Annotated in this window: 20 protein-coding genes; 13 read left to right on the top strand and 7 right to left on the bottom strand. The window is 70.8% G+C overall.

All coding sequences use genetic code 11. The annotated features are described in order from the left end of the window. The first annotated feature begins 1 nt into the window (after position 1). Positions 2-583, top strand: a complete 582-nt coding sequence (locus ACWED2_RS34675; protein ID WP_449694732.1) for a dienelactone hydrolase family protein — start codon at positions 2-4, stop codon at positions 581-583. On the opposite strand, the gene ACWED2_RS34670 is transcribed toward ACWED2_RS34675, so the two are convergent. Further along, on the bottom strand, positions 555-1781 hold the full coding sequence (locus ACWED2_RS34670; protein WP_449694731.1) for a cytochrome P450: 1227 nt from the start codon (positions 1779-1781) through the stop codon (positions 555-557). The two genes, ACWED2_RS34675 and ACWED2_RS34670, sit on opposite strands and share 29 nt — an antisense overlap. A 231-nt stretch (positions 1782-2012) precedes the next feature. Here ACWED2_RS34670 and ACWED2_RS34665 point away from each other — a divergent pair, with 231 nt between their 5' ends. After that, positions 2013-3170: a steroid 3-ketoacyl-CoA thiolase gene (locus ACWED2_RS34665; protein WP_449694730.1), complete on the top strand. Its 1158-nt coding sequence runs from the start codon at positions 2013-2015 to the stop codon at positions 3168-3170. Between the two features lie 58 nt (positions 3171-3228). Further along, a complete protein-coding gene (locus tag ACWED2_RS34660; RefSeq protein WP_449694729.1) occupies positions 3229-4026 on the top strand; it encodes an alpha/beta fold hydrolase in 798 nt (265 codons plus the stop codon). A gap of 35 nt (positions 4027-4061) precedes the next feature. Here the strand turns inward: ACWED2_RS34660 and ACWED2_RS34655 are convergent, their stop codons facing one another. The 6 genes from ACWED2_RS34655 to ACWED2_RS34630 all read right to left on the bottom strand — a co-directional run bounded on the left by ACWED2_RS34655 (position 4062) and on the right by ACWED2_RS34630 (position 11489). Next, positions 4062-5264 carry an amidohydrolase family protein gene (locus ACWED2_RS34655; RefSeq protein WP_449694728.1) on the bottom strand — a complete coding sequence of 401 codons (1203 nt, stop codon included), beginning with the start codon at positions 5262-5264 and terminating at the stop codon, positions 4062-4064. Between the two features lie 133 nt (positions 5265-5397). Next, positions 5398-6591 (bottom strand): M20 metallopeptidase family protein, encoded by a 1194-nt coding sequence (locus ACWED2_RS34650; RefSeq protein ID WP_449694727.1) that lies wholly within the window; start codon positions 6589-6591, stop codon positions 5398-5400. An 877-nt stretch (positions 6592-7468) separates the two neighbouring features. Further along, positions 7469-8431, bottom strand: a complete 963-nt coding sequence (locus tag ACWED2_RS34645) for an SCO0930 family lipoprotein (protein ID WP_449694726.1) — start codon at positions 8429-8431, stop codon at positions 7469-7471. Positions 8432-8462: 31 nt separating this feature from the next. After that, complete coding sequence (locus tag ACWED2_RS34640) at positions 8463-9857, bottom strand: DUF1996 domain-containing protein (protein ID WP_449694725.1); 1395 nt, start codon at positions 9855-9857, stop codon at positions 8463-8465. Positions 9858-10132: 275 nt separating this feature from the next. Next, positions 10133-10921, bottom strand: a complete 789-nt coding sequence (locus ACWED2_RS34635; protein WP_449694724.1) for a zf-HC2 domain-containing protein — start codon at positions 10919-10921, stop codon at positions 10133-10135. A 7-nt stretch (positions 10922-10928) separates the two neighbouring features. Next, positions 10929-11489, bottom strand: a complete 561-nt coding sequence (locus tag ACWED2_RS34630) for a sigma-70 family RNA polymerase sigma factor (RefSeq protein WP_449694723.1) — start codon at positions 11487-11489, stop codon at positions 10929-10931. A gap of 239 nt (positions 11490-11728) precedes the next feature. Between ACWED2_RS34630 and ACWED2_RS34625 the strand changes: the two genes are divergently transcribed. The 10 genes from ACWED2_RS34625 (at position 11729) to ACWED2_RS34580 (ending at position 20674) form a co-directional block, all read left to right on the top strand. Beyond that, a complete protein-coding gene (locus ACWED2_RS34625; protein ID WP_449694722.1) occupies positions 11729-12319 on the top strand; it encodes a hypothetical protein in 591 nt (196 codons plus the stop codon). Further along, complete coding sequence (locus ACWED2_RS34620; RefSeq protein ID WP_449694721.1) at positions 12303-13094, top strand: DUF4142 domain-containing protein; 792 nt, start codon at positions 12303-12305, stop codon at positions 13092-13094. Before ACWED2_RS34625 ends, ACWED2_RS34620 begins: the two co-directional genes overlap by 17 nt. Continuing rightward, entirely contained in the window at positions 13087-13704 is a 618-nt protein-coding gene (locus tag ACWED2_RS34615; RefSeq protein ID WP_449694720.1) for a ferric reductase-like transmembrane domain-containing protein, read from the top strand. Before ACWED2_RS34620 ends, ACWED2_RS34615 begins: the two co-directional genes overlap by 8 nt. Further along, positions 13704-13934, top strand: a complete 231-nt coding sequence (locus ACWED2_RS34610; protein WP_449694719.1) for a ferredoxin — start codon at positions 13704-13706, stop codon at positions 13932-13934. Before ACWED2_RS34615 ends, ACWED2_RS34610 begins: the two co-directional genes overlap by 1 nt. After that, entirely contained in the window at positions 13927-15369 is a 1443-nt protein-coding gene (locus ACWED2_RS34605) for an NAD(P)/FAD-dependent oxidoreductase (RefSeq protein ID WP_449694718.1), read from the top strand. Before ACWED2_RS34610 ends, ACWED2_RS34605 begins: the two co-directional genes overlap by 8 nt. Before the next feature lie 624 nt (positions 15370-15993). Then, on the top strand, positions 15994-16437 hold the full coding sequence (locus tag ACWED2_RS34600; RefSeq protein WP_449694717.1) for a helix-turn-helix transcriptional regulator: 444 nt from the start codon (positions 15994-15996) through the stop codon (positions 16435-16437). A 10-nt stretch (positions 16438-16447) separates the two neighbouring features. Next, a complete protein-coding gene (locus ACWED2_RS34595) occupies positions 16448-16858 on the top strand; it encodes a VOC family protein (RefSeq protein WP_176176034.1) in 411 nt (136 codons plus the stop codon). 32 nt (positions 16859-16890) lie between these two features. Then, positions 16891-18096, top strand: a complete 1206-nt coding sequence (locus ACWED2_RS34590; protein ID WP_449694716.1) for an MFS transporter — start codon at positions 16891-16893, stop codon at positions 18094-18096. After that, positions 18081-18320, top strand: coding sequence for an AraC family transcriptional regulator (locus tag ACWED2_RS34585; protein ID WP_449694715.1), 240 nt, complete (start codon positions 18081-18083; stop codon positions 18318-18320). Before ACWED2_RS34590 ends, ACWED2_RS34585 begins: the two co-directional genes overlap by 16 nt. After that, on the top strand, positions 18317-20674 hold the full coding sequence (locus ACWED2_RS34580) for an ATP-binding cassette domain-containing protein (RefSeq protein ID WP_449694714.1): 2358 nt from the start codon (positions 18317-18319) through the stop codon (positions 20672-20674). Before ACWED2_RS34585 ends, ACWED2_RS34580 begins: the two co-directional genes overlap by 4 nt. Positions 20675-20752 lie beyond the last annotated feature (78 nt).

Raw genomic sequence — 20752 nt, 5'->3', positions numbered from 1 at the left:
GGTGACCGACATCGTGGTGTTCCACTCCGTGCTGGGACTGCGGCCCGTCGAACTCGGCTTCGCCGGCCGCCTGCGGGCGGCCGGGCACCGCGTCGCCACCCCGGACCTCTACGCCGGCCGGACGGCCTCGACCCTCGAAGAAGGCTTCGCGCTGAAGGACGCCGTCGGCTGGGAGACCATCACCGGGCGGGCCCTGGACGCCGTGCGCGACCTGCCCGCGGAGACCGTGCTCGTGGGCGTGTCGATGGGCGCCGGCGTCGTCCAGACCGTGCTGCCGCACCGGCCCGGCACCGCGGGCGTGCTGATGGTGCACGCCGTGGGGGCGTTGCCGGCCGAGGTCCGCGCGGGCCTGCCGGTGCAGGTCCACGTCGCCGACCCCGACCCGATCGCACCCCCGGCCCAGGTCGCGGCCTGGCGCGAAGCCGCGGCGCGGTCGGGCGCCGATGCCCGGGTGTACACCTACCCGGGCATCGGCCACTTCTACACCGACGAGCGCGGCCCGGAATACGACGCGGCCGCGGCCGCGCTCACCTGGGACCGCGTCGAGGAGTTCCTCAGCCGTAGTTCACCGGGTAGTGCTTGATGCCGTTCAGCCAGCTCGACCGCAGCCGCACCGGGGGTGCCGCTTCGGTGATGTTCGGCATCACGTCCGCGATCGCGTTGAAGATCAGGTCGATCTCCAGCCGGGCGAGGTTCGCGCCGATGCAGTAGTGCGAACCGGTTCCGCCGAAGCCGACGTGCGGGTTGTCCTCGCGGAGGACGTCGAACTTCTCCGGGTCCTCGAAGACTTCGTGGTCGAAGTTGGCCGAGCTGTAGAACATGCCGACGCGGTCGCCCTTGCGGATCTGCGCGCCGCCGAGTTCGGTGTCGCGGGTGGCCGTGCGCTGGAACGCGACGATCGGGCTGGCCCAGCGGACGATCTCGTCGGGCGCGGTCTTCGGGCGCTGCTCCTTGAACAGCGCCCACTGGTCCGGGTGGTCCAGGAACGCCTTCATGCCGTGGGTGATCGCGTTGCGCGTGGTCTCGTTGCCGGCCACCGCGAGCAGGATGACGAAGAACCCGAACTCGTCGGAGCCCAGCGATTCGCCGTCGACGTCGGCCTGGACGAGCTTGGTGGCGATGTCGTCCATCGGGCACTTGCGCCGGTCCTCGGCCATGTTCCAGGCGTACCCGACGAGCTGCGCGGACGCCTCCAGCGGCGCGACCTCGTACTCCGGGTCGTCGTAGGCGACCATCTGGTTGGACCAGTCGAAGATCTTGAGCCGGTCGTCCTGCGGGATGCCGATCAGCTCGGCGATCGCCTGCAGCGGCAGCTCGCAGGCGACGTCGGTGACGAAGTCGCCCGACCCCTTCTTGCGCGCCTCGTGGACGATCCGCTCGGCGCGGTCGCGCAGCGTGTCCTCGAGCTTCGAGATGGACCGCGGGGTGAAGCCCTTCGACACGATCCGCCGCAGCTTCGTGTGCTGCGGGGCGTCCATGTTGAGCAGCACCAAGCGGTTGGCCTCGAGGTTGTCCTCGGTCATGTTCTCGTCGAAGCGGATGATGGCGGTCTTCTCACGCGACGAGTACAGCGTGCTGTCGCGCGAGACCTCCTTGACGTCCGCGTGGCGCGAGACGACCCAATAGCCGTCGTCCCGGTAGCCGGCGGTGTTGTGCTTCTGGGGGTTCCACCACACCGGGGCGGTCCGCCGCAGTTCGGCGAACTCGGCGACGGGAAGTCGCTCTGCCAAGAGATCGGGATCGGTGAAGTCGAACCCGGCGGGGATGAGCGGAGCGGCCACGTTGCCTCCCACGGTTCGGCTTGGAACACGTTCTAGGTTGGATTGAAGCATACGGCGTTAACCAACGGAAGACCGTAAGTGAAACCCGTTTACTTAACCGATGATGCCAGGTGAGCATGCGCTCACCCCGGAGAGATCAACAAGGGTGCAACCCTGCGCAGACTTGCACAAAACGATAACTTGTTCTAGTTTCAGGGTCAGTGAACAGTGTTTCCCGACGAAAGGGACGACATGGGCGTGCCGGTCATCGTCGAAGCCGTGCGGACCCCGATCGGCAAGCGGAACGGGTTGCTGGCCGGCCTGCACGCGGCCGAGCTGCTGGGTGCCGCGCAGCTCGCCCTGCTGGACCGCGCCGGGATCGACCCGGCGCTGGTCGAGCAGCTCATCGGCGGCTGCGTCACGCAGGCCGGTGAGCAGTCGAACAACGTCACGCGCACCGCGTGGCTGCACGCGGGCCTCCCCGAGACGGCGGGCGCGACGACGATCGACGCCCAGTGCGGCTCGGCGCAGCAGGCCACCCACCTCATCGCCGGCCTGATCGCGACCGGCGCCATCGAGGCCGGCGTCGCGTGCGGGGTCGAAGCGATGAGCCGCGTCCCGCTCGGCACGAACCGGGCCGGCGCGTCCCCGCGGCCCTCGTCGTGGTCGATCGACCTGCCCAACCAGTACGGCGCGGCCGAGCGGATCGCGGTCCGCCGCGGGCTGACCCGCGAGGACGTCGACCGTTTTGGCGCCGCCTCCCAGCAGAAGGCGGCGGCCGCCTGGGCCGCCGGCCACTTCGACCGCGAAGTGGTGCCGGTGAAGGCGCCGGTCCTCTCCGCTTCCGGCGAACCGACCGGGGAAACCCACCTGGTCGCGCGGGACCAGGGCCTGCGCGAGACGACGGTCGAAGGCCTCGCCCGGCTGAAGCCGGTGGTCGAGGACGGCGTCCACACGGCGGGCACGTCTTCCCAGATCTCCGACGGCGCGGCGGCCCTGCTCCTGCTGGACGCCGACCGGGCGGCCGCGCTGGGTCTGCGTCCGCGGGCCCGGATCGTCGCGCAGGCGCTGGTCGGCGCCGAGCCGTACTACCACCTGGACGGCCCGATCCGCGCGACGGAACGCGTGCTGTCCCGGGCCGGGATGACCGTGGACGACGTGGACCTGTTCGAGGTCAACGAGGCGTTCGCTTCGGTCGCGTTGTCGTGGCAGCAGGTGGTTTCCCCCGATCCGGACCGGGTCAACGTCAACGGCGGCGCGATCGCCCTCGGCCACCCGGTGGGCAGCACGGGCGCCCGCCTGCTGACGACCGCGCTGCACGAACTGGAGCGCCGGGACGCCTCGACGGCGCTGGTGACGATGTGCGCGGGCGGCGCGCTGGCCACCGCGTCGATCATCGAACGGCTCTAGCCCGGCACGGCTCGACCACCACGCCGTCGGGTGAACGGGTTGTGCTTCACTTCGGGGCATGATCTCGGAAAGCCGTTGCCCGGTGGAAAACGGTGAGCTCCTCGTCCGCCGCGGCGGCGAGGGCCCGGCGCTGCTGCTGATCGCGGGCGGCACCGGATCGGGCGAGGCCTACCGCGCGCTGGCGAAGCAGCTGCACGCCGACTTCACCGTGATCACCTACGACCGCCGCGGCCACTTCGGCAGCACGGACACGACGACCGGCCCGGTGCCGGTTTCCCTGCAGGCGGACGACGCACTGGCGGTCCTCGACCACGCGGCCGGGGGCCCGGCGCAGGTGTTCGGCTCGAGCGCGGGCGCCCTGATCGGCCTCGACCTCGTCGCCCGCCACCCGGACCGCGTGACGACGCTGGTCGCGCACGAACCCCCGGCGGTCCACCTGATGCCGGACGCGGGCGGCTGGCTCGAAGCGGCGGCGGAACAGGTCCGGCTGGCCCGTTCGGGTGAGCTGATGGCCGCGGTGACCCGCTTCGCGGACGCGATCGCCGGCGCCGCGCTGCCGAACCTGCCGAACCTCCGCCTCCCCCACGAGGCCGACTGGATCCGGTTGTTCGACCGCGAGCTGACGGAGTTCTTCGACTACCTGCCGGACCTGCGGGCGCTGCGGAAGGCGAGCACGGAGATCTTCCCGGTGGCGGGCGAGGGCAGCCGGGGCCGCTACCACTACCAGCCGGCGAAGATCCTGGCGTTGGAGCTGGGGTTGCCGTTCACCGAGCTGCCGGGCTCGCACCTGGCGCCGCAGCGGAACCCGGCGAAGTTCGCCGCGGCGTTGAAGGACCTGCTGAACCCGGAGCCCTGACCGGCGACACGCGTGCCCGGGTGGACGACTCGGCGTCAGACCACCCGGACGCCGTCCTTCCAGACCTCCCGGATGTTCGACGCCAGCGCCGGGAAGTCGTACGGGTCGCCGGCCACCACCACGACGTCCGCCCGCAGGCCCGGCTCGAGCCGGCCCAGCTCGCCGTCCAGGCCCATCAGCCGGGCCGCCGACGACGTCGTCGCCGCCAGGACGTCCCCGGGCGGCATCCCGCACGCCGCCATCAGGGCCAGTTCCTCGAGGTTCGTGCCGTGCGGCCCGACTCCGCTGTCCGTGCCCATCGCGATCCGGACGCCCGCCGCGTACGCGCGCCGGACCGAGTCCCGGTGGACCTCCACCACTTCGCGCGCCTTCGCCACCACCGCCGCCGGGAGGTCGACGCCCGCGTCCGCCGCGCGGACCACGTTGACCGGGGCGATCAGCGTCGGCACCAGCCAGGTTCCGTGGCCGAGCATCAGCTCGATCGCTTCGTCGTCGAGGTAGATCCCGTGCTCGATCGAGCGCGCGCCCGCGCGGACCGCGTTCTTGATGCCCGTCGCGCCCTGGGCGTGCGCCATCACCGGGCGGCCCTGCATCGCCGCCTCCGTCACCAGGACGTCCAGCTCCTCCGGCGTGAACTGCGCGTGCCGCGGGTCGTCGCGCGGGGACAGCACGCCGCCGGTCGTGCACACCTTGAGCACGTCGGCGCCCGCGCGCAGCAGCGTCCGGGCCACCCGGCGCATCTCGTCGGGGCCGTCGACCGTGGTGTCCGGCCGGCCGGGGTGCGGGACCAGCAGCGGCACGCAGAGCCCCGACGGGTGCCACCCGTCGCCGTGGCCGCCGGTGGGGCTGATCAGGCCGACGGAGATCTGCAGCCGCGGCCCCGGGATCAGGCCGTCGTCCACCGCCTGCTTGATGCCGAGGTCCGCGCCCGCCGCGTCGCGGACCGTCGTGATGCCCAGCCCCAGCGTCGCCCACAGGTTCCGCGCGGCTTCGTAGAACTGGTAGGAGAACGGCTTCTGCACCCGCGCCAGCAGACCGATGTCCGAGATCGTCACGTGCACGTGGCAGTCGAAGAGCCCGGGCAGCAGCACCGCGCCGGTGCAGTCGACGCCCTCGTCGCCGTCGAGATCCGTCCCGACGTCGATGATCCGGCCGTGCTCGACGACGACGTCGGCCGGTGCCGGGTCCGCGCCGGTGCCGTCGAACACCGAACCGCCGGTGAACACCGTGCGCGTCACGCCGCCTCCACGAGAGATGTCCGTCGCGGCGCCGCCACGGCGGCCGGCGCGAAGGTCAGCTTACTCACGACCGCAACCGCGCCGAGGCCGTTCGCTCCACAGTGGACGATCAGCCGGGAGCTCCGCCCGGGTGTCATCCGGCGAGCAGCGCGAGCCGGCGGACGGCGAGCTCGGCCAGCAGCGCGGCGCCGTCGCCGAGCACGCCGTCGTCGAAGCGGGCGCGCGGCGAATGGTTCTCCGGCGCCGTCGCCGGGTCGGCGGTGCACGCGCCGAGGAAGAGGTACGCGCCGGGAACTCGTTGCAGGACGCGGGAAAAGTCCTCCGAACCGGCGATCGGATCGGCCATCTCGAGCAGCCTGTCCTCGCCGAAGACGTCGCGGACGGTGTCGGCCACGAAGGCGCTGGCCTCGGCGTCGTTGACCGTCGCGGGGTACTCGGGTTCGAAGGTGACTTCGACGCCGAGCCCGTGGGCCTGCGCGATGCCGCGGCAGACCTGCTCCGCCCGTTCGCCGACCCGCGCCGCGGCTTCGGGCGAGAACGAGCGCAGGGTCGCCTCGAACACCGCGTCGTCCGGGATGATGTTGCGCCGGGTGCCGGCGTGGAACGAACCGACCGTGACGACCACCGGGTCGAAGACGTCGAAGGTGCGGGTGACCATCGTCTGCAGGGCGGTCACCATCTCGCAGGCGGCCGGGATCGGGTCGCGGGCGTTGTGCGGGGACGAGCCGTGGCCACCGTCGCCCTTCACCCGGACTTCGAGGGCACCCGACGCCGCCATGAGCGTGCCGGGGCGGATGGCGAACTGGCCGTTGGCGTAGGTCCCGGCCGAGACGTGCAGCCCGTAGGCGGCGTCGACGTGCTTGCCCGACGCGGTCAGCACGCCTTCGTCGATCATGCGGCCGGCGCCGTCCCAGCCCTCTTCGCCGGGCTGGAACATGAAGACGACGTCGCCGGAGAGGTCCCCGCGACGGGCGGCGAGCAGGCGGGCCGCACCGACCAGGCCCGCCGTGTGGAGGTCGTGGCCGCAGGCGTGCATGGCGCCGTCGAGGGTCGAGGTGAACTCCTCGCCGCCGGCCTCGGTGACCGGGAGGGCGTCCATATCGCCCCGCAGGAGGACGGTGCCGCCGGGTGCGCCGCCGCGCAGCACCGCGGTGATCGACGACAGGCTCTTGCCGAGGGTGATTTCGAGCGGCAGGCCGTCCAGTGCGGCGAGGACCCGCTCCTGGGTGCGCGGCAGGTGCAGGCCGATCTCGGGGATCCGGTGCAGGTCGCGACGCAGGGCGACGAGGTCGTCGAGCAGGGCGGCGGCGTCGGTGCGCAGGGTCATCTGCCGATCATGCGAGAGTCGGGACGAATCCGCCATGCCCGGGCCGTCTGCCCGACGTCGCGGGCCGGGTGCCGCGGGGCTTCTGGGCCGCGGTCCCCGTGCCGGAGCACGGGGACCGCAGCGTTCACCGGCCCGGGGGATGAGGGGGGTGAGGTGGAGGGAAGCATCCCCCGGGACCGGGGTTCATGGGGAGCCGCGAAGGTGGCGCCGGAACGGTGACCGAGGGGCGGCCACCGGCTGGGGCTTCGGGGCGGGAGTCGCGTGATTCAGGGCGGACGTCGCGTGTTTGAGGGCGGAGCTCGCGTGTCTGGAGGCGGATCTCGCGTGATTGGGGGCGGATCTCGTGAGTTGGGCGGGGCATCTCGCGTGTTTGGAGAGGCATCACGCGTGACTGGGGAGGCATCTCGCGTGACTGGGGAGGCATCTCGCGTGATTGGTGGGGCATCTCGCGGATCTGGAGGAGGCTGGTGTGCCTGGGAGGTCGGGCTGCGTACCTCGAGGGGCGGGTTGCGTATCGGGAAGGTCGGGGTGCGTGCCTGGAGGGTCGGTTGGGCTTGAGAGGTGGGTGGGAAGGGGTTCCGGCGCGGTGGACGGGGGGGTGAGGTGGAGGGAAGCGTCCACCGGGCCGGAACTCGCGGGCGGGAGCGACTCCCGCCTTCTCCTCCTTCGCTGATCCGGCCAGGCCGGATCGGTGGGGGTGAGGAATCCCGGCCCGGTGGACAAGGGGGGTGAGGTGGAGGGAAAGCGTCCACCGGACCGGGGATCGAGGTGCGGGACGGGGCGTCCCGCGGTTTCTTCGGGGTGGTGCAACCGGCCCGGCGGACTCGGGGGGTGAGGTGGAGGGAAGTGTCCGCCGGGCCGGGGATCGAGGGGCGGGTCAGTACCCGCCGGGGGAGGTCGCCGACGCCTGCCGGACCGCGGGCCTGCCGGCCGGGTCTGCCTTGCAGCCGTTGGGTTCCAGTGCGTACCAGGTGCCGCCCGCGCCGTGCCCGCTCGCCTGGCCCGGCGCGCCGTCACCGGTGTAGGTGTACACCGGCCAGCCGCCGACCGTCACCTGGCTCGTGCCGTCCGCTCGGCGGATGCGGCCGACCAGTCCGGCCTTGATGCCGTCGGCGACGGTGATGCGGGCGTCGGCGCGCAGCGGTGGCCACTTCCGCACGCACGCTTCGTCGCAAGCGGATTTTCCGGAATCCTTGCCGTCCTTGGTGAAGAGGTACAGCGTGCGGCCGTCGGTGTCCGTGAGGACGCGCCCGAGACCGTCGATCTCCGCCGTGCCGACGGTGGGCCGCCCGGTGGCCGGCTCAGTGGCCGGCTCGGTGGAACTCCCGGTGCCCGCCTTCTCCCCTGTCGGGGTGATCGCCGCCCAGTCCGCGCCGGCCGACCGGCCGAGCGCGATGCCCGGCCCGGTGTCCTTCGCGAACCGGTAGACCGGCCAGCCGGCGACCGTCACCTGCTGACGGCCGTCCGGCCGGGTGACCAGGCCGACCAGCTTGGCGTCCACGCCGGCGGCGAGCGCCGGGCCGTCGGAGACCAGCGGTGGCCACGTCGTCGCGCACGGGCCGGCGCAGGTCGCCTTCGACGGCTCGGCCGAGTCCTTCGCGTAGCGGTAGAGCGTGTGCCCTTCGGCGTCGGCCAGCACCGCGCCCAGCCCGTCCACAGTGGACGAAATCAGCTGGACCGCGGCGCCGGCCGGAACCGCGCCCGCCGGCTGCTGCTGCGCCCCGAGCACCACCGGCTGGACGGCACCGGACGTGGCGTACGGGTTGGTCCCGCAGGCCGCGACCAGCGCGAGTCCGGCGACGGCGATCGGTGCGGCAACAGCCGGGCGAGCACGGTTCATCGGAGGTTCTCCTTCCCGCTTTCGAAGGGGGTTATTCGGCGCAGACCTTGCCGGAGTTGATGCAGTTGACCAGGCGGCCCATGATCTGCTTGTTCATCACGTTCGCGAAGTCGTCGTGGTCGGACTTCGGGTTGTGCTCTTCCTGGGCGAAGGCGTCCACTTTGTACTGCTTGTTCTTCTGGACGTCCTGCGGGACGTTGTACACCAGGGTGACCTGCAGCTGCGGGACGTTCTTGAAGCCCTGCGGACACTTGCCCTGCTGGTCGCCGAACACGATGTGGCTGCGGTGGTCGGCGCTGTCGGTGTTCTTGCCGTCCCAGCAGTTCGGGAACGCGTGGATCCGCTCGACCTTGCTGCCCTGCGGGCAGATCGGGTACTTGTCGGTCAGCCGGTCCTCGAACCCGGTGCAGGTCCAGCTGGGCCGGGCGTTCTTCGGGCCGTTGGTGCTCTGCTTGGCGTCACCGTAGAGGATCTTCAGGCCCAGCGGCATCGCGACGACGTTCTGCGCGCCACCGCCGATGAACTTCAGCGTCGCGGACTCCGGCTCGATGATCTCGCCGTCGTTGTCGCCGACCTCTTCGTTCTCGCCCTGCGGACCGCCGAGCTCTTCCACCTGGCCCTGGTCCTTGTTCTGATCCTTGTTCTGGTCCTTGTTCTGGTTCTTGCCCTGCTGGTTCTGCTGCTGGTTCTTGTTCTGGTCCTGCTGCTTGTTCTGGTCCTGCTGCTTGTTCTGCTCGCCCTGCTGCTGGTTCCGGCTCTGCTGGTTCTTGTTCTGGTCGTTCTGGTTCTGGTCGCCCTGCTGCTGGGCGCTCCTGCCCGACTGGCCGCCGCCCTGGCTGTTGCGCTGGTCCTGCGCGTCCTTGGCGTCCTGCGCGCTCTTGTCCTGCTGGACGTCGCCGGTCTTGCCCTTCTGCTGCTGCTTGGCCTTCTCGTTCTTGCCCTTGTCGGTCGCCTCGTCTTCCTTGTCGATGCGGATGACGGGCCAGAAGTACGCCGACTTGTCACCGTTCTTGCAGGTGGTGCCGCCGGCGAGGAGGCTCTTCAGGCTGGAATCGGCGTCCGTCGTCACGTTGCCGACGTAGTCGTGCAGGTGCTGGGCGCCGTTCTTGATCCCGGGCTGCGCGATGAAGTTGTCCGGGTTGTGGTGCGAACCGTCGGCGTTGGTTCCACAGTTGACGGTGAAGGAACCCTGGACGCCCTTCTTCTTCAACGCCGCGTTCACGTTGGTGCCGGCGGGAACCTTGGTGATGTCGATGAAGAACGACGGATCAGCGGGGTCCGCGCTGGCTTCGCCCGTGCGGCCCGCGGTGACCGCGACGGCGAGGGCGCCGACGGCGATCGCCAGGCCGATCGCGCCCATCGCGATCTTGGTTCGGCGGGCAACGCGGTGTTTGCCGGTCACGGGGGGCCGAGAATTCCGGGCCATAGACTAGTTCACCTCGTTCGTTTTTCCGGGCGCGCGCCAACGGCGCGGCAGCCCGGGCAAGAACTACCGTTGATTGAGCTTGAGATCTCACGGAACCCGTCGGGGGATGCTTGCGGTTCCGGCTGTCGGGACGCATCGGGGGATGCATTGGGGGATACGGACACGAGCGCCCCGAGGTTCAAAAGCGACCGGCTCGTTATCTGTTCGTTATCTACGAGAACGCAACCGGACAGCATTTACCCAGGTCACGGCGTTTCACCGAAAACAAAAGAGATTCAGCGCTGGACGACGACGAGGACGGTGCCGTCCTCGCCGCGGACCTCGAACCGGCTGATCTGGTCCATCGCCAGGGAGACCGAGCCCTGCAGCCGCAGCGGTTCGGGCGAGCCGGGGATGCCGAACCCCTTGGGCGGCACCGACCAGCTGGAGACGACGCGCTCGGAACCGGCGGCCGGGATGGCGACCAGCTGGCACTTCACCGGCCCGACGATCCCGCGCAGCTCGAGTTCGACACGGCTGCCCCACTCCACCGGCGAAACGGTGACCAGGGCGCTGACGGCGGACCCGCCGCTGCCGCGGCCGTAGGTCTGGCCGCCGCCGGGCTGCCCCTGGGCACCTCCGGGCGGCGCGGTGGACGTCGCCGGGACGCTGGTCGCCGGCGGCGGCTGCTTGTTGCTCGGGGCGGCGAGCGAAGCGGGCGGGACGGCGTCGGCCGGCCGGACCGCGAGGGTCACCAGCGGGCCGGCGATCACGGCCGCCGCGGCCGCGGCCCCGGCGAGGATGCCGATCCGGCGACGGCGGCGGCGCTTGACGGCGGCCTCTTCCATGAGGCCGCGCAGCACCCGCGGGCCCGGCGACAGGGTGCGCGGGCCGGGCGCCGGCATCGGGGGCTCCGGCCAGCTGCGCTTCACCAGGTCGAGGACGTCCGGCAGCTGGTAGAGCTCGATCAGGTCGAGCTGGCAGTGCGGGCAGTTCATCAGGTGGGCTTCGAACTGGGTGTTCTCGGCCTCGCTGAGGACGCCGAGCACGTAGGCGGCGACGTCGGTGTGCGGTGATCCGGCCACGCTCAGTTCACCCCCGCTCGCGCAGGGCCCGGCGCAGCGCGCGGACGGCGTGGTGGATGCGGGACTTGACGGTGCCCGGGGGCACGCCGAGGGTCGCCGCGACCTCGTTCACGGTGCGATCGCGCAGGTAGGTCTGCTGGATGGCCTCCCGCTGCTCGGGCGAAAGGCCCTGCAGCGCCTCGTAAACGATCATCGCGGCGAGCGTCCGGTCCGATTCGTCGGACACCGCGATCGCGTCGGATTCGATCTCCTCGATCTCCTGGGGGCGGGCACTGCGGCTGCGCCAGCCGTCGATCACGATACGCCGGGCCACCGTGAACAACCACGCACGCAGCATCTCCGGCTGGCGGTCGAGCTTGTCGGCGTTCCGCCACGCCTTGATCAGGGTCTCCTGCACGACGTCCTCGGCCCACTGCCGGTCGTGGCCGGTCAGCCGCAGCGCGAACGCCATCAGGGACCCACCGAACTCCTGGTAGAGCGCCTTCGCCAGATCGTCGTGGCCGCCGTCGGGTTCGACGACGGCCTCCTGATCCGCGATCGATCTCAGCGCTCGGGTGTGCCGTCCCACGCGGGACATCCTGGTGGGCCGGACGGGCTACGTCCAGTACTTCCGGGCCCCGAACCGGGGCAAAACTTTTTTGAACCGTTTCCGGACCGTGTCCGTATCCCCTACCGAAGACCCCGACCAGGCGTTGTCCCCCGCAACGCTCCGCATCCACTCCGGACCGAATGTCCACTGTGGATCTTTCGCGCCCTTTTCCGTTGCACTACCGGCAACAGCGCGTAGTCATGCCCCACGGAGGAGCAGTGATCCGCATTCCCCGCCCGGTGGTCCCCGCCGCCGTGTGCCTCACCGCACTCGCCTTGCTCACTGCCTGTACTGCCAGCGCCGCCACCTCGAACGGCGGGTACGCCGGGATGCAGATGCCCGGCATGCAGCAACAGCAGGGGCAGATCGTCCTGCCGATGCCGCAGGGCATCACCGCCGACCCGAACAACCCGGCGAAAAGCCAGCTCAGGGCGGCGAAGACGTTCGACCTCGGGCTCCTGCTCGTCGACGGCACCGGGTACACGATCTACCGGTACGACCGGGACACCCCCAACCCCTCGCGGTCGAACTGCACCGGCGCGTGCGCGACCAAGTGGATCCCGGTCAAGGCCGGTGGCAACCTCCCGCCGATCGACGTCGACCAGTCGCTGATCGGCGAGATCACCCGGCCCGACGGCATCCAGCAGCTCACCCTGGCCGGCTGGCCGCTGTACCACTTCACCGGCGACGAGGAACCGGCCGACACCTCCGGCCAGGGCCTCGACCAGGCGTGGTACCCCATCGCGCCGGACGGCAAGAAGATCACGTTGACCCAGGACGAGTGGAGGCAAAATGCGTTCGGCGTCTGAGCTCGCCGGGTTCGACTTCGAGCCCTCGTCCGTCCTCGAGCGGTCCCGGCCGCTGGTCCGGATCCTGTTCGTCGTGGCGCTGGTGCTGGCGCTGCTCGCGCCGGGCTCGACCTCCCTCGCCCAGACCGGCGCGATTTCCGACACCGACGCGGTGCTGCTCACCAAGGTCCGCCAGGCCGGTCTGTGGGAAATGCCCTCCGGCATGATGGCGATGGAGAAGGGCAGCCCGATCGTCCAGAAGGTCGGCTTCGCGATCATGATGGACCACGGCCGCCTCGACGTGGCGACCCGCGCCCTCTCGAAGAAGCTGAACTCGCCGGTCCCCGACCAGCCCTCCGACGAACAGCGCGGCTGGCTGGCCGAAGAGATGAACGCCTCCCCCGGCCCGGAGTTCGACCGCGTGTTCGCCAACCGGCTGCGGGCGGCGCACGGCGCGGTGTTCAACGTCCTGGCGCAGCTGCGGGCCGGAACCCGCAACGACGACGTGCGGGCCTTCGCGACCGTCGGCAACCAGGCCGTCATGCGGCACATGACGATGCTCGAAAGCACCGGCATGGTCGACTACACGGCGCTGCCCGCCCCGGCCGTCTCCACCACCTCGGCGCCCGTCGGCCAGCCGCTCGGTCTCGACACGTCCCAGATCGCCGTGGTGGGTGCGCTGTTCCTCCTGCTCGGCGGCGGCCTGTTCTACGCGCTGCGCCAGATCAAGAGCAACCGTGGCCGCGCCAGGACGTCCCGGCCGGCCACCGCGAGAACCGGGGGTAGCCATGGTTGAGACATGGCACGACGCAACGATCTTCCTCACCCAGCAGTTCCAGCCGAAGACCGATCCGGCGGCCCGCGGCCTCGCCGCCTTCGCCGCCCGGACGTCCTACGGGGCGGCGATGCTGACGCTCACCTGGGGTGTGCTCACCGCGACCGGCTGGATCCGCTCGGTCACCGGCCGGAAGGGCCTGCGCAGCACCCACATGGTGCTGGCCACCGCGACCATCATCTTCGGCGCGGTGCACGCACTGGGCTTCACCTACCTGACGGTCCAGCCGTACAGCTTCGGCTACATGTTCATCCCGTTCGGGTCCGGCCAGGAAGCGCGGCACATCGCGGGCATCGTCGGCTTCGAGGTCATGTTCGCCATCTTCCTGACGGCGGGCCTGCAGCGCTTCACCTCCTACCGGCGCTGGCTGTGGCTGCACCGCTGCGCGTACCCGGCGGTGGGGCTGATCGCGGTCCACTCCTGGTTCGGCGCCATCGCCAACGGCCACCTCTCGGTGACCTGGCTGGGCGGCATCACGCTGCTCGTCCCGGCCGTGACGGTGTCGATGCTGCGGTTCATGCCGGCCCGCACGCTCGAGCGCATCGGCCTCGTCGAAGAGCAGGTGGCCTGATGCCCTTCCGTTTGCCCGGCGGCGGGCCCCGGATCAGCGTCGACAACGACCGGTGCGAGCTCTACGGCATCTGCGCCATGGAGGCGCCGGACGTGTTCGACCTCGGCCAGGACGGCCGCCTGCGCTTCCACACGCGGCTGCTGGACGAAACCACCATTGAACAGGCGAAGATGGCCGCCCGCTGCTGCCCGATGCAGGCGGTCGTGATGAGAGGGGTCATCGATGGCTGACGGCGACCGGATCGTCATCGTCGGCGCGGGTGTCGCAGGGTTGCGCGCCGCGGAGCGACTGCGGGAACAGAAGTTCGACGGCGAGATCGTCCTGATCGGCGACGAGGCCCGGCGGCCCTACCACCGCCCGATGGTCTCCAAGGCGCTGGTGATGGGGACCGAACGGCCCAGCGACGTGGGCCTTTCGCACTACCTGCCGGACCTCGACGTGCACTGGCGCCTCGGCGCGCGGGTCACGCACCTGGACACCACCGAGCGGGTCGTGCACCTGCCCGGCGGCGAATCCCTCTGGTACGACGGCCTGATCGCCGCCACCGGCGTCTACCCGCGGCACCTGCCCGGGGCGCCGCGGCACGACCCGCGGGTGCGGATCCTGCGCACGGTCGAGGACTCGATGGCGGTGCGGCGCTGCCTCAACGCCAGCAAGAAGCCGGCCGTCGTGATCGGCGCCGGCCTGATCGGCAACGAGTTCGCCGCGAGCATGCGGCACATCGGCCGGGACGTCACCCTGATCGGGCACGCGAAGGCGCCGCTGCACCGCTTCGGCGACCGCGTCTCCAGCGGCATCGTCGAGGCGCACCACGAGCACCGCGCGAACCTGGCGATGCGGAGCGAAGTCCGGCACTGGATCAGCACGAAGGACACCGTCGGGCTGCACCTGACGAACAACCAGCTGCTGGTCGCCAGCGTCGTCGTGCTCGCCATCGGCAGTGTCCCGTCGGTCGACTGGATGCGCGGCTCCGGCCTCGACATCAGCGACGGCGTCCTCTGCGACTCGAAGCTGTTCGCCGAGGGCGCCTCCGACGTCGTCATCGCCGGCGACATCGCGCGCTGGCCGAACCTGCGGTTCGACGAGACCCCGCGGCGGGTCGAGCACTGGATCAACGCCGTCGAGTCGGCCCGGCACGCGGCGGACAACCTGCTGATGGGGCACTCGAGCGCGAAGCCGTTCACCCCGCTCCCCCGCGCCTGGTCGACGCTGTACGACACCCGGCTGCAGATGTGCGGGATGCCGTCGCTGGCCGAGGACACCGTGTCGCTGGCCGACGGCATCACCGGCTTCGTCCGCGACGGCAGGCTCGTCGGCATCTCCTGCTGGGACAAGCCGCGGGCGATGCTCGACTGGATGCTCGAGCTGGACCGGCGTCTCCCCGCGCCGGACTACGTGCCCGAGCCGGAGCCCGCGCCCGTCGCGGAGGTCCCCGAGGTGCCCACGGTCGAGCCGGCGCTCGCCGCGCTGGCGGCCGACGTGCCCGCGGAGTTCGACAGCGGCTTCGACCACCAGGCCTTCGAGCGCGAGTTCGAGAGCGAGTTCGCCAACGACATCCCGACGACGGCGTTCCCGGCGCAGTCCCTGCCGGCCCCGCCGACCACGGCGTTCGCCGCCCAGCCCGGCGCCGCGCTGCCGACCATGGCCATCCCGATGGGGAGGTAGAAGAGCCGGGGCGGGGCTGCGCGCGGCGGCCACCGTCCCTTGCCGGCCACCACACTCCCTCCGCGGCTGGGTGGTGTGGTGGCCGGCCCCAGCGTCCCCCTGCCCGCCTCGCGTCCGGAAGACCGAGCGCCCGGCGGGCCAGGAGAGGGCCATCCCGAGGGAACCCGACGCCCCCGGGGTGGCCTTCTTCCGGCGCACCGGGCGGGGGCCCGGGGTCGAGCGCCGCGGCGGGTCACTCCGCCTCGGCGCACGGGTCGTGGCGGTCGTTCCGGCGGACGGGTATGCCGCCGGAAGGAGCGCCACGGTCTTGAAGCACCGGTGCACGGCCGTCCCGGGGGCACGGGAACCCCCGGGACGGCTTTCCGTGTCGTCCCCCCAATCACGCGAGTCGACCTTCCAGGCACGCAAACCGACCCTCCAGGTACGCAAGCCGACCTTCCAGGTACGCGAGATGCCCCTCCAGGCACGCGAGATGCCTTTCCGATCACGCGAGATTCGCCTCCAGTCACGCGAGATCCGGGTTCGAGCACGCGGGACGCCGTGCGCGAAGGGGCCGACACGCGTGATTGAAGGGTCGACACGAAAGCCCTCCGCCGTCTTCGTCTCATATGGCAGGATCCAAGCGTGACCAGCACCGCCGCCACCGCGCAGTACCTGCGCGACCTCGCGCTGCTGCGGCGCGTGCGCGACCGGATCGACCGGGAGTACGCCCAGCCGCTCGACGTCGAGGCGCTGGCGCGGGGCGTGAACATGTCGGCCGGGCACCTCAGCCGGCAGTTCCGGCGAGCCTACGGAGAGTCACCGTATTCGTACCTCATGACGCGCCGGATCGAACGCGCGATGGCTCTGCTGCGCAAGGGCGAGCTGAGCGTCACCGAGGTCTGCTTCACCGTCGGCTTCTCGTCGCTCGGCACCTTCAGCACCCGGTTCGCGGAGCTGGTCGGGATGCCTCCGAGCGTGTACCGGGAGCAGCAGGCCGAGGCCACCGTCGGGATGCCGCCGTGCGTCGCCAAGCAGGTCACCAGACCGATCAGGAATCGAGAAGCGCGGCCGTCGGCGGCCACCTAGGGTGACCACCATGGACGTCACCATTCACTCGAGCTTCCTCCCCCACACCGACCCGGAAGCGTCGCTCGCCTTCTACCGCGACCTCCTCGGCTTCGAGGTCCGCCAGAACGTCAAGTACGGCGACATGCAGTGGATCACCGTCGGCCCGCCGAACCAGCCGGACACCGCGATCGTGCTGGCGCCGGTGGCCGCCACGCCCGGCCTGACCGACGACGAACGCCGGATGATCAACGAGATGATGGCCAAGGGCACCTACGCCTCGGTCAACCTCGCCACCAAGGACCTCGACGCCCTGTTCGCCAAGCTCGAGGCGGGCAACGCCGAGGTCGTCCAGGAGCCGGTCGACCAGCCCTACGGCATCCGCGACTGCTCCTTCCGCGACCCGGCCGGCAACCTGCTGCGCATCCAGGAGCTGCGCTGACCACGACCGCCCCCGCGCGCGGCTACCGCGAGGTGCTGCGCGACCGGCGGATCGCCGGGCTCCTGCTGGGGGATCTCCTGGCCAACGTCGGCACCGGCATGCTCCTGGTGGCCATGCCCGTCCAGACGCTCTCCCTCCACGGCGACGTCCCGAAGGCCATCGCCATCGGGCTCGTGGAGGCCGCGCCGTTCGTCCTGTCCACCGTGCTGGCCCTGGCCGTCGGCCTCGGCCGGGTGCGGGTGCCGCCGCGCACGCTGCTGGTCGCCGACTGCGTGCTGCGGTCGGCCACCTTCGCCATCCTCGGCGTGCTCGCCGTCACCGGCCGGCTCACCCTGCCGGTGCTGGTCGCCGGGCTGCTCTTCGGTGCGACGTTCCGGCTGGCCGGGTCGAGCAGCCGCCGCCTGCTGGCGACGTCGGCCGCGGGCGAAGCCGGGCGGTTCTCGGTCAACGGCCTGCTGGGGCTGAACACGACGTTCGCGCTCTACATCGCCGGCCCGGTGCTGGGCGGGGTCGTCGTGGCGACCGCCGGTGCGGGCTTCGCGCTCTTCGTCGACGCGGCGGGAGCGCTGGTCCTGCTGGCCTGCGTTCCCCGCGCGGCCGGGGACCGGGACGCCCTGCGCGACGGCGGCACCCACGAATCCGGCTGGCGGATCCTGCGCCGCCGTCCGGTCGCCGCGCGGCTGCTGGTGGTCGAATTCTTCTTCAACTTCCTCTACATGCCGGTCGAGGTGGCGCTCCCGCTGTACGTGAGCGGGAAGCTGCACGCCGGCGCGTCCGGGCTGGGCGTGCTGTGGGGCGCGCTCGGGGCCGGCGCGTTCCTCGGCTCCGCACTGGTCAGCCGGCTGCGGAACCTGCCGCAGCGGCCGCTGCTGGTCGCGATCATCGGCCTGTGGGCACTGTGCCCGATCGCGCTCGCCGTCACCGGCGACCTCACCGTGGCCCTGCTCGTCTTCGGGCTGGGCGGCCTGGTCTACGCACCGTTCACGCCGGTCGCCTACAGCTTCCTGCAGTCGGGGCTCGCCCCCGGGGAACAGCAGCAGGTCGTCACGCTCTGGACGACCGGCGCCACGGTGGCCGCGCCGCTCGGGCTGGCACTGGGCGGCCCCCTGATCGAACTCACCGGCAGCACCGGCGGCCTCGTGCTGTCCGGCGTGCTGACCCTCCTGCTGCTCCCGATCGCGGCCCGGGCTGTGCTCGGCCGCATTCCGGAAAGGAACCCGGCATGTGCCTCAGCCTGAAAGCCGCCGCACACAATCACCTGCGTGAATTGGTGTTGTTGCGCCGCGTCCGGGACCGCATCGACCGTGAATGCACGACTCCCCTGGACGTCGAAACGCTCGCGAGCGCGGCGGACCTGCCCGTCGCGCAATTCGTCCGCCGTTTCCGGGACGCCTACGGCCTTTCCCCGCACGAATACCGGCAAGCCGCCGAGGCCCGAACCAAAAACTGGAGTACCCGATGAGCAAGCACGTGGCCGACAGCCATGACCTGATCCGCGTCCACGGTGCGCGCGTGAACAACCTCAAGGACGTCAGCGTCGAGCTGCCCAAGCGGCGGCTGACGGTGTTCACCGGGGTCTCCGGCTCGGGCAAGAGCTCCCTGGTGTTCAGCACGATCGCCGCCGAGTCGCAGCGGCTGATCAACGAGACCTACAGCACCTTCGTCCAGGGGTTCATGCCGACGCTGGCGAGACCGGACGTCGACGTGCTCGACGGCATCACCACCGCGATCATCGTCGACCAGGAGCGGATGGGCGCCAACCCGCACTCCACGGTCGGCACCGCCACCGACGCCAACGCGATGCTGCGCATCCTGTTCAGCCGGCTCGGGACGCCGCACATCGGCTCGCCCCAGGCGTTTTCGTTCAACGTCGCCTCGATCAGCGGCGCCGGTGCGGTGACCATCGAAAAAGGCGGGCGGCAGATCAAGGAGCGCCGCAGCTTCCGCATCACCGGCGGCATGTGCCCGCGCTGCGAGGGCCGCGGCAAGGTCAACGACATCGACCTCACCGCGCTGTTCGACGAGAACAAGTCGCTGAACGAAGGCGCGATCACCATCCCGGGCTACAGCATGGAGGGCTGGTACGGCCGCATCTTCCGCGGCTCCGGCTTCTTCGACCCGGACAAGCCGATCAAGAAGTTCACCAAGAAGCAGTTCGACGACCTGGTCTACAAGGAACCGACGAAGATCAAGGTCGAGGGCATCAACCTGACCTACTCGGGGCTGGTGCCGTCGATCCAGAAGTCCTTCCTGTCCAAGGACGTCGACGCGATGCAGCCGCACATCCGGGCGTTCGTCGAGCGGGCGGTGACCTTCCAGACCTGCCCGGACTGCGACGGCACCCGGCTGTCGGCGGAGGCCCGGTCGTCGAAGATCGACGGGATCAGCATCGCCGACGCCTGCGCGATGCAGATCAGCGACCTCGCCGCGTGGGTCGGGAAGCTGTCCGAGCCGTCGGTCGCGCCGCTGCTGGACGCGCTGAAGCACACCCTCGACTCGTTCGTCGAGATCGGGCTCGGCTACCTCTCGCTGGACCGTCCATCCGGGACGCTTTCCGGCGGGGAGGCCCAGCGCACCAAGATGATCCGGCACCTCGGGTCGTCGCTGACCGACGTCACCTACGTCTTCGACGAGCCGACGATCGGGCTGCACCCGCACGACATCCGGCGCATGAACGACCTGCTGCTGCAGCTGCGCGACAAGGGCAACACGGTGCTGGTCGTCGAGCACAAGCCCGAGGCGATCGCGATCGCCGACCACATCGTCGACCTCGGCCCGCGCGCCGGCACCGAGGGTGGCGAGATCGTCTTCGAGGGCACTGTGGACGGTCTGCGGTCCAGCGGCACGCTGACCGGGCGGCACCTCGACGACCGGGCGTCGCTGAAGCCGTCGGTGCGCAAGGCGTCAGGGGTGCTGGAGGTGCGCGGGGCGTCGACGCACAACCTGCAGGACGTCGACGTCGACATCCCACTCGGCGTGCTGGTGGTCGTGACCGGGGTGGCGGGTTCGGGCAAGAGCTCGCTGATCCACGGCTCGGTGTCCGGCGGCGAGGGTGTGGTGACGGTCGACCAGACCGGCATCCGCGGCTCGCGCCGCAGCAACCCGGCGACGTACACGGGTCTGCTGGAGCCGATCCGCAAGGCGTTCGCCAAGGCCAACGGCGTTAAGCCGGCGCTGTTCAGCGCGAACTCAGAAGGCGCGTGCCCGAACTGCAACGGCGCCGGCGTGGTCTACACGGACCTGGGGATCATGGCGGGCACGGCGACGCCGTGCGAGGTCTGCGAAGGCAAGCGGTTCAACGCCGAGGTGCTGGAGTACACCTTCGGCGGCCGCGACATCAGCGAGGTGCTCGCGATGCCGGTGTCTTCGGCACTCGAGTTTTTCGCCACCGGTGACGCCAAACTGCCGGCGGCGCACAAGATCCTCACGCACCTGTCCGACGTCGGCCTCGGCTACCTGACGCTGGGCCAGCCCCTGACGACGCTGTCCGGCGGCGAGCGGCAGCGGATCAAGCTGGCGACGCACATGGCGGAGCAGGGCGGGGTGTACGTCCTCGACGAGCCGACGGCGGGCCTGCACCTGGCGGACGTCGAGCAGCTGCTGGGCCTGCTGGACCGGCTGGTGGACGCCGGCAAGTCGGTGATCGTCATCGAGCACCACCAGGCGGTGATGGCCCACGCGGACTGGATCGTCGACCTCGGCCCGGGCGCCGGCCACGACGGCGGCCGGGTCGTCTTCGAGGGGACGCCGCAGCAGCTGGTGAAGGCGCGGAAGAAGACGCTGACCGGGAAACACCTCGCGGAGTACGTCGCGTAGCGGATCAGGGGGCGCCGCCGCTGGGTCGACATGCCGGCCGTGATTCGGGCGACCTTGCGCGGCGCCTCTTCCGGCCGT

The organism is Amycolatopsis sp. NPDC005003 (assembly GCF_053600695.1).
This window is presented reverse-complemented; position numbering and strand designations above follow the sequence as displayed.